Genomic DNA, 7,921 nt, shown 5'->3' on the forward strand with positions numbered 1-7,921 from the left:
TTTGGCCTCGATTCGTGGTCGAGCCGGTGTTGCGCGCGGCGTGAGGCGGTATTCTCTCCTCCCTGATCGCCAGTCCCAGTTGCCAGTCCGAATCGCCAGTCCGAATCGCTAGTCCTAGTCGCCAGTCAGGCCGGCCGAGTCCGCGGGGGAACTCGACGATGATCTCAGTGGTGCTCGCCGAGGACATGCACATGGTCCGCGGCGCCCTGGTGGCGCTGCTCGACATCGAGACGGACATCGAGATCGTCGCCGAGGTCGACTCGGGCAGCGACATCCTGCCGGCCGTCTTCGCGCACCGCCCCGACGTCGCCGTCATCGACATCGATCTGCCGGGCATGGACGGGCTGACGGCCGCAGCCGAGGTGCACGAGAAGCTGCCGGCCTGCCGCACCCTGATCCTCACCAGCCTGGGCCAGCCCGGCAATCTGCGGCGTGCGCTGGAGGCCCACGTCTCCGGGTTCCTCCTCAAGGACGCGCCGCCCAGCAAGCTGGCCGACGCGATTCGCCGTATCCAGGCGGGGGAGCGCGTCATCGACCCCGAACTCGCCCTGGACGCCTGGTCGGCGCGGGAGAATCCGCTCACGGCGCGGGAGACGGAGGTGCTGCGGCTGGCGGCCGAGGGTGCGGAGGCCGCCGATATCGCGGGGCGGTTGTTTCTCTCGGTGGGCACGGTACGCAACTATTTGACGACCATCGTCATCAAGTTGGGGGCCCGCAACCGGGTGGACGCGTTGCGGATCGCCCGCGAGCAGGGGTGGTTGTGAGGGGGTGCCCCTAAGACCCCCGCATCGAGGGTGGAATGGTGGCCTCCAGGTGGAAGCAGCCGTCCTCGCGTACGTCGGCGCGAAGCGTGCCGCCGATGGCGGCGACGCGGGTGGCCAGGTTGCCGATGCCGCTGCCGCCGTCGGAGTCCGGCTGCGGAGTGGTCGGGTCCAGCGGGTCGGGCCGCGGCTGCACCCCGTCGTTGACCAGCCGCAGCACCGCGCAGTCCGGGCCGCCCCGCACGGTGATCTGGCAGTGCCGCACCTTGCTGTGCCGCAGGATGTTGGTGACGCCCTCCCGCAGCACGGTGGCCAGCACCGTGCCGACCGTCTCCGAGATGTTCTCCAGCGTCGAGTCGACCTCGGCCTCGATCCCGGCCGCCTCGAACACCGAGACGGCGGAGGAGATCTCCGCGGGCAGCGAGATGTTGCGGTAGCTGCGCGCCACAGCCCGCACGTCGGACAGCGCCTGCCGCGAGATCTCCAGCACATGGGTCACCTCCTCCTTGGCACGCGGGGGATCGGCGTCCACCAGCCGGTGCGCCAGCTCGCTGCGCAGGGTGATCGCCGAGAGGCTGTAGCCCAGCAGATCGTGCAGATCACGCGCGAAGCGCAGCCGCTCCTCCTCCACGGCCAGCCGGGCGATCTCCCGCTGCGCTGCGCGCAGTTGCAGGACGATCTCGGACAGCTTGGTGAGCCCGTAGACGACGGCGCAGGTCGTGAGCGTGGAGACCCCGTTGTACGCGACCCGCAGCGGTGCCCAGCCGGAGGCCGAGGTGGCGATCAGGACGCTGACCACACACCCGGCCATCCCCAGCCAGGACCACGGCGCCCGCAGCGTGAGCAGCAGCGAGCCCGCCAGCAGCCCGGGCAGCCCCACCCAGGCCGTCCCCAGCAGCAGCATCGGCAGGAACGTGGAGATGGTCTGCAGCCCCAGCACCCAGTACTGGTAGCTGCGGCTCAGCCGCATGCCGCGCTGGGTGGAGCGCGCCACCTGGGTGCAGAACATCACCGCGATCGCCGAGCCGCCGACGAGGACCTGCGCCAGGGAGCCGCCGACGGTCAGCAGGTGCAGCACCGCGGCGCCCAGGATGCCGACGAGTGCGACGACGAAGACGGTCAACGCGATACGGGGGGCCGTCGCGGCGTCCACTCCGTACACCGGCGGCCGGCGTGCCCAGTGCTGTTGCGATTGTAAAGAGGTCCGCTCTCCCCGTTTGCTCACGTGGCGATCCCCCCTCGCCCCGACGAACGTCTGCTCAGCATAGGCGAGGGGATCCGGGGCCACCATTGGCTAGACGAACACCGGGATGGGGTTAAGGCTGTTGTAGTCGGTCGGTCGGTCGAGGCGTCCGAGTCGAACCGGCACATCGAAGAGCCTTCCGGGTGCGAATCGTGCCCAGAAGTGCCGCAGTCCCGGCACGATGACCTTCACGACCGGGATGCCCAGATCGGGGCGCGTCTGGTCGAGGACCAACATGTCCATTCCGCGCCGGCGCAGCAGCGTGACCGCGTCCGACACGTCCTCGCGCAGGTCGGCGCGGGGCGTGTAGGTGTAGTCGCCGGCTTGCAGCACGGCAGCCTCCGGGTCCGGTGCCAGATAGTGCTGATCGGCGACCCTACGCCGGATGCACCAGTCGCGGAAGACCGGGTCCTCGAAGCTGAGTTCGGTGTCCAGGACAGCCGGCAGCATCTGCGTCATCTCCGTCAGCGCCCTGCGCAGCGCCAGCGCCGGGTCCAGATGGCAGCCGAAGCCGAAGACGATGTCCTCCCGGCCGCCGCTGCCGCCCGCACCGTCGTCTCCGCCGCCGGGCCCGCCGCCGGTACGGCCGGTGCGCCGGGAGAGCGCGCACATCACCGGGATGCCCAGGTCCGAGGTCAGGTCGAGGACCCAGAACTCCCGGCCGAGCGCGGCGTACGAGGCGCGCATGCGGCAGATCCACTCCTCGCCGAAGGACTCCGGGTCGACCTGCGGCTGCCGGGTGCGGTTGTACCACCACAGCGCCACCGCGTCCCGCTCCACCAGCTCCAGGAAGCCCTGCAGGATGGCGTCCTCCAGGCTGCTGCCTGCCGCGTTGCCGTTGGAGTCCGCGCGGGCGAAGACCGGGGCGCCGGTGTGCTGCGGGGTGGCGAAGTAGAGCATGGCGGTGGGCAGCAGCCGGTGCCGCCGCTCGGTCAGCGACCACACCGGGGTCCAGTCGAGAACCGCGCTCTCGTCGAACGGGTCGCAGACGAACTGGAACGGCGAGTGCAGCGCGTTCCACTCCCGCCGGCCGGCGAACTGCCGCTCGTCGTAGAGCTGGCAGGAGTTGGGGTGCACCGCCGCCTCGCCCAGCTCCGCGTACCGGCCGGGGACGCGGGCCTCGTCGCCCTGGAAGGTGCCCGAATACCGCTCCAGCGCCTCGCACAGCGCTCCCACCTTGGCGTCCAGCTCCGTGACGCCCTTGCCCGCGCTGTGGCTGCGCAGCGCCGAGTGCAGGGTGCGCACACCGTTGCCGCGCAGCGCCGGGTTGCTCCCGGAGACGAACGCGTTGAGGTCGTCGGGGCAGCGCGGGTCGCGTTGCAGCAGCCGCACCACGCCGGTGACCTCGCCGACCAGGTGCTCGTACCGCTGCAGCATCTCGCGGCCGGACAGCGAGCGGTGGCCGCCGCCGGTGGCCACCTTGGGGCGCGAGACGAGGGTTACGGGCTGCCGCACCCGCGCCGCCACCAGCGTCGGATCGCCGCAGGCCGGGCACTGCGGTCTGCGCTCGACCGGGTGGTGCCGGCCCTCGCCGCGCAGGCTGTCCAGCGTCCAGACCGCCGACTGGCGCGCGTCCCGGAACCCGCCCAGCCAGGCCGCGGCCTGGAGCGCCAGCAGCTGGAGGGCGCAGGCCCGGCTCGCGGGGATGTGCGCGCGCGGCGGCGTGACCGGCGCCGAGAGCCCCAGCGCCTCGCCCACGTAGCTGTGCGCGGTCCTGTGGTGCCGCAGGCGGTGGGCGAGACAGTGCCAGCAGGCGCTCTCGTGCGGCTCGAAGAACGGGCCGATCCATGGCTCGACGCCGTACGGCTTGGCCAGCAGCCAGGGCCGGCCGGCGCGCCGCTGCGCTGCGTCGATGTCGGCCAGCACCGGCGAGAGGTAGTCCTCACACAGCACCACGGTGAGGGTGTGCCCGTCGGACTCGTCCGCCTCGGCCAGGCGCAGCCCGGCGGCGCGGAACGCGTCCCGTGCGGCGCGGTGGTCCTCACCCGAGGCGACGGTCAGCAGTCTGACCCGCCCGGCGGACAGTTCGGCGCCGGCCCTGACTCCGTTGAGCCCGGCTGACTCCCAGAACGCCGAGGTGGCATCGGACTGCGCTGCGGCGGCGCCGGACGCCGGGGGTGCCGGGGCGAAGCCGGCAACCAGGTTGGCCTCGGCCAGCTGTCCCAGCAGACTGCCGAGTTGGCCGGGTGAGAGCAGTCCTCGGGTCTCGCGGGTCAGTTCGGCCAGGTCCCTGCTGCCGTCGAGTAACGGTGCCAGCGCGGCCATCGCGGCGCCCTCGACGGCCGTGACCCCCTGCTCCGAGATCAGATAGGTGGCATCGCCTGGCACCACGGCCGGGCGCAGATTCTTACGGAACCCCAGTCGGGGCGGTGCGGTTTCCATCTCCATTCCGTGTATCCCCCGCTCCTGTCGTGCGCTGCCGGCTCAGGCGCCGGGGTCGATGGGGGTGATCGGCACGGTGGGGATGCTCGGCTCCGCCGGCGGCGCGTAGGTCCAGCTGGAGCAGTCGGCGGTGCGGCCGACGGTGTCCCGCGGGTCGAGGCTGGTGATCGTCACCTCGCAGCCCGGCCCGGTCGGCAGTGCGGGAATCTTCGTCCGCTCGTCGGTGGCGATGCCGAACTCGGCCAGCACGCTGCGCGGTTCGACCGCGTAGCGCACGGCTAGTGCCGGGTCGAGACAGCACTGGGCGGTCAGTTCGGCGAAGCGCCAGTCCTGGTCGACGGAGTCGGCCGCGCGGGGCGCGGCATTGACGCTGACCTTGGCGAGCGCGTGACCTGACATCGTGACGTCTCCCGTCTGATGAGGGAAACCCATGGCCCCCCGTGGACTCATGGGGCGACGCGGTGGTGTGGGGAGTGGCCCGATTCCGTGGGTCCGGTGCGCAGGACAGCAGTGTGAGCGGGGCCCGGTACGGGGGCCAGTGGGCGCTTCACAACCCTCCATGTGAAGAATTCACGGCCCGCCCCGCCGCATCTTTGCCTCAAGATCGTGAGTTCCTCACTTTTCCACCATGCGGACGGAGTGCGATTCTCCAGATCCTGTATCACTTCGCAGCTTCGTCAGAATTCGCTGCTTCAGACTTCGGTGGGAACCGCCAACGGGGAGGCCCCCAATGCGTATCAGGGTGCTGGGAACTCTGCACGCCGAGACGGCGGGCGTCTCGATCGCGCCGAGCGCGGCCAAGCCGCGGCAGATCCTGGCCCTGCTCGCTCTGCAGAGCCGGCACATCGTGCCGGTGTCCGACCTCATGGAGGAGGTGTGGGGCTCGGGCCCGCCGCGCAGCGCCCCCACCACCCTGCAGACCTACATCCTGCAACTGCGCCGCCGGCTGCGCGCCGCGCTGGGCGAACCGGGATCGCTGCCCGGCAGCGGGAGCAGCGGGAGCAGCGCCGCGGGCCGTGACCCGTACGCGCCCAGCGACAAGGAGATCCTGGCCACCCGGCACGGCGGCTACCAGCTGGAGATCGCCGACTGCGACGTCGACGCGCTGGAGTTCACCCAGCTGACCCGCACCGGGCACGCCGCCTACGAGGCGGGCGACATGGCCAAGTCCTCGCGGCTGCTGGAGACCGCGCTCGCACTGTGGCGCGGCCCGGCACTCGCCGACCTCCCGCACGGCAAGCACCTGTCCATCGAGGCCACCCGGCTGGAGGAGAGCAGGCTGGGCGCGCTGGAGCGGCGTATCGACGCCGACCTGCGGATGGGACGCCACCGCGAGGTGCTGGGCGAGCTGTGCGCCCTGCGCGGCCGCTACCCGCTCTACGAGAACCTGCACGCGCTGCTGATGGTCGCCTTCCATCAGGACGGCCGCTCCTCGGACGCGCTGATCGCCTTCCGGCGGCTGCGCAGCACCCTCGTGGAGGAGCTGGGCCTGGAGCCCTCGCCCCGGATCGACCGCCTTCACCAGGCCATTCTCCGGGGCGAGGATGCCCTGGACGCCTGGCGCGGCACCGGCTCGGGCCAGGCCGCCGGTCTCGCGGGATGAGGCGCCCTCCGTGGGCCCGGTCCACCCCGCTTCGAGCTGTCGTCCAGTGCCGGTCGTGAGGATCTGGCCCTTGGCGACCGGCCCCGTCACGGGGACGGGGGAAGGGGGGAGGGATGAACGCGTATCTCGCGGCACCTCCCGGCCGACGGCCGGCGGACGCACCGCCCGGCACGGGCGAGGTGCCCGCCACCGGACTGCGGCTGTTCTGCTTCCACCACGCGGGTGCGGGCGCGCTCACCTTCGCGCGCTGGCGGCGCGGTTTCGACCCGGACGTGTGTGTGCTGCCCGTCCGGCTCCCAGGGCGGGAGACCCGGCTGCGTGAGCCCCGCATCACCGACGGGCGCCGGCTGCTGGACGAGCTGGAGGCCCAGCTGGGCCCGCTGCTGGAGCAGCCCTACGCCCTGTACGGGCACAGCCTCGGCGCCCTGGTCGCCTACCGCTTCGCGCAGCGGGTGCGGCGTGCGGGCCGCCAGGCACCGGTGCTGGTGGGGCTGGGCGCCTGTCCGCCGCCGCATCTGCCCACGCCGCTGACCGACCAGAGCGAGCTGCCCGACGCGGCACTGCTGGCGGCGCTGGACCGCTACGGCACACTGCCCTCCTATCTGTTCGAGCGCCCGCGCTGGCTGAGCACCCTGCTGTCCACCATGCGCGACGATCTGCGGCTCGCGGCCAGCCTGCGCGAGCTCGGCCGTGCTGTCGGCAGCACGACCGGCAGTACGGCCGGAAGCACGACCGGCAGTACGGCCGGCGAGGGGTGGGACGAACCGCTCGCCGGGCCCGTGCACGCCTTCGCCGGTACCGGGGACGAGGCCGCACCGGCCGCCGCCGTCGCCGAGTGGCGGCGGTGGAGCAGCGGCCCGTTCGCTCTGCACAACGTCCCCGGGGACCACTTCTTCGTCCGCGACACCGCGCTGCCCGAACTGCTGGCGGCACAACTGCGCCTGCGCACCGGACAGGAGCGCGTCTCGCACCTGTGCCATTGGCCAACCTGATTCGTTGGACCCATCGACCTGAATCGCAGATTCATCGGATTCGTCAGTTCACAACGCACCCGAAGGGAGCGAGAGATGGACATCAGCGTGCTGGGACCCTGCCGGGTCGTCCAATCGGGGGTCTCCGTCGTCCCGACCGCGGTCAAACCGAGAAAGGTGCTCGCCCTGCTGGCTCTCTACCCGGACCAGGTGGTCTCGGTGGCGTCGTTGGTGGAGGAGCTGTGGGGAGAGTCCCCGCCGCGCAGCGTGCAGACCACGCTGCAGACGTACGTGCTGCAACTGCGCAACCTCATCGCCGCGGCGCTGGGTGACCGGCTCCCGGCCGACCTGCCGAACGGTGCGAAGAGCGTGCTGGTCACCGAGTCGGGCGGCTATCTGCTGGACACCCAGGGCGGGATGGTCGACGTCTGCGAGTTCGAACGGCTCTCCGGGGCCGGGCACCGGGCGCTGGAGGCCGGCGACTTCGTGGGCGCCTCCGCGTCCTTCCGCAGGGCGCTGGAGCTGTGGCGCGGCCCGGCGCTGGTGGACGTGCAGTGCGGGCCGCTGCTGGAGATCGAGGCGACCCGGCTGGAGGAGTCGCGGCTGGGCATCCTCAACCAGCGCATCGAGGTGGACCTCACCCTGGGGCGCCATCACGAGCTGGTCGGCGAACTCTCCGGGCTGGCCGCGCAGCATCCGCTGCACGAGGGCATCCAGGCTCAGCTCATGCTCGCCCTCTACCGATCGGGGCGGCGGGGCAACGCGCTGGAGGTCTATCAGCGGCTGCGCGGGGTGCTCTCGCGTGAACTGGGGCTCGATCCCTCGCCCGATCTGCAGCGGCTGCAGTGTGCTGTGCTCGACTCCTCGGCGGAGCTGGAGCTGAGCGGTGCCGCGCGCGAGGCGGCTTTCAGCGGCAGCGGGGGGCCGCTGAGGGCCCTTCGGGGCGGGTGACATTCCGGGG

The 7,921-nt window shown here is 71.8% G+C and carries 7 protein-coding genes; 4 read left to right on the top strand and 3 right to left on the bottom strand.

The window, feature by feature from the left end:
* The first annotated feature begins 158 nt into the window (after positions 1-158).
* Positions 159-764 (top strand): response regulator transcription factor, encoded by a 606-nt coding sequence (locus tag ITI46_RS16040; protein WP_209240235.1) that lies wholly within the window; start codon positions 159-161, stop codon positions 762-764.
* A 10-nt stretch (positions 765-774) separates the two neighbouring features.
* On the opposite strand, the gene ITI46_RS16045 is transcribed toward ITI46_RS16040, so the two are convergent.
* The 3 genes from ITI46_RS16045 to ITI46_RS16055 form a co-directional block, all read right to left on the bottom strand.
* Positions 775-1,914: a sensor histidine kinase gene (locus tag ITI46_RS16045; RefSeq protein ID WP_307808193.1), complete on the bottom strand. Its 1,140-nt coding sequence runs from the start codon at positions 1,912-1,914 to the stop codon at positions 775-777.
* Positions 1,915-2,055: 141 nt separating this feature from the next.
* Positions 2,056-4,392 carry a TOMM precursor leader peptide-binding protein gene (locus tag ITI46_RS16050; RefSeq protein WP_209240237.1) on the bottom strand — a complete coding sequence of 779 codons (2,337 nt, stop codon included), beginning with the start codon at positions 4,390-4,392 and terminating at the stop codon, positions 2,056-2,058.
* A 36-nt stretch (positions 4,393-4,428) separates the two neighbouring features.
* Positions 4,429-4,785 (bottom strand): hypothetical protein, encoded by a 357-nt coding sequence (locus ITI46_RS16055; protein ID WP_209240238.1) that lies wholly within the window; start codon positions 4,783-4,785, stop codon positions 4,429-4,431.
* A 331-nt stretch (positions 4,786-5,116) separates the two neighbouring features.
* Here ITI46_RS16055 and ITI46_RS16060 point away from each other — a divergent pair, with 331 nt between their 5' ends.
* The 3 genes from ITI46_RS16060 (at position 5,117) to ITI46_RS16070 (ending at position 7,911) form a co-directional block, all read left to right on the top strand.
* A complete protein-coding gene (locus ITI46_RS16060) occupies positions 5,117-5,989 on the top strand; it encodes an AfsR/SARP family transcriptional regulator (protein WP_209240239.1) in 873 nt (290 codons plus the stop codon).
* A 113-nt stretch (positions 5,990-6,102) separates the two neighbouring features.
* Positions 6,103-6,981 (top strand): thioesterase II family protein, encoded by an 879-nt coding sequence (locus ITI46_RS16065; RefSeq protein ID WP_209240240.1) that lies wholly within the window; start codon positions 6,103-6,105, stop codon positions 6,979-6,981.
* A 75-nt stretch (positions 6,982-7,056) separates the two neighbouring features.
* Positions 7,057-7,911 (top strand): AfsR/SARP family transcriptional regulator, encoded by an 855-nt coding sequence (locus ITI46_RS16070; protein ID WP_209240241.1) that lies wholly within the window; start codon positions 7,057-7,059, stop codon positions 7,909-7,911.
* The last annotated feature ends 10 nt before the right edge of the window (positions 7,912-7,921 follow it).

Origin of the sequence: Streptomyces oryzae (genome assembly GCF_017676365.1) — a bacterium.
GTDB lineage: Bacteria > Actinomycetota > Actinomycetes > Streptomycetales > Streptomycetaceae > Streptomyces > Streptomyces oryzae.

Bases quoted from the DNA above. Each gene is read 5' to 3' on its own strand.
- ITI46_RS16040 (WP_209240235.1), top strand. From the start codon at position 159: ATGATCTCAGTGGTGCTCGCCGAGGACATGCACATGGTCCGCGGCGCC.
- ITI46_RS16050 (WP_209240237.1), bottom strand. From the start codon at position 4,392: ATGGAGATGGAAACCGCACCGCCCCGACTGGGGTTCCGTAAGAATCTG.
- ITI46_RS16055 (WP_209240238.1), bottom strand. From the start codon at position 4,785: ATGTCAGGTCACGCGCTCGCCAAGGTCAGCGTCAATGCCGCGCCCCGC.
- ITI46_RS16060 (WP_209240239.1), top strand. From the start codon at position 5,117: ATGCGTATCAGGGTGCTGGGAACTCTGCACGCCGAGACGGCGGGCGTC.
- ITI46_RS16065 (WP_209240240.1), top strand. From the start codon at position 6,103: ATGAACGCGTATCTCGCGGCACCTCCCGGCCGACGGCCGGCGGACGCA.
- ITI46_RS16070 (WP_209240241.1), top strand. From the start codon at position 7,057: ATGGACATCAGCGTGCTGGGACCCTGCCGGGTCGTCCAATCGGGGGTC.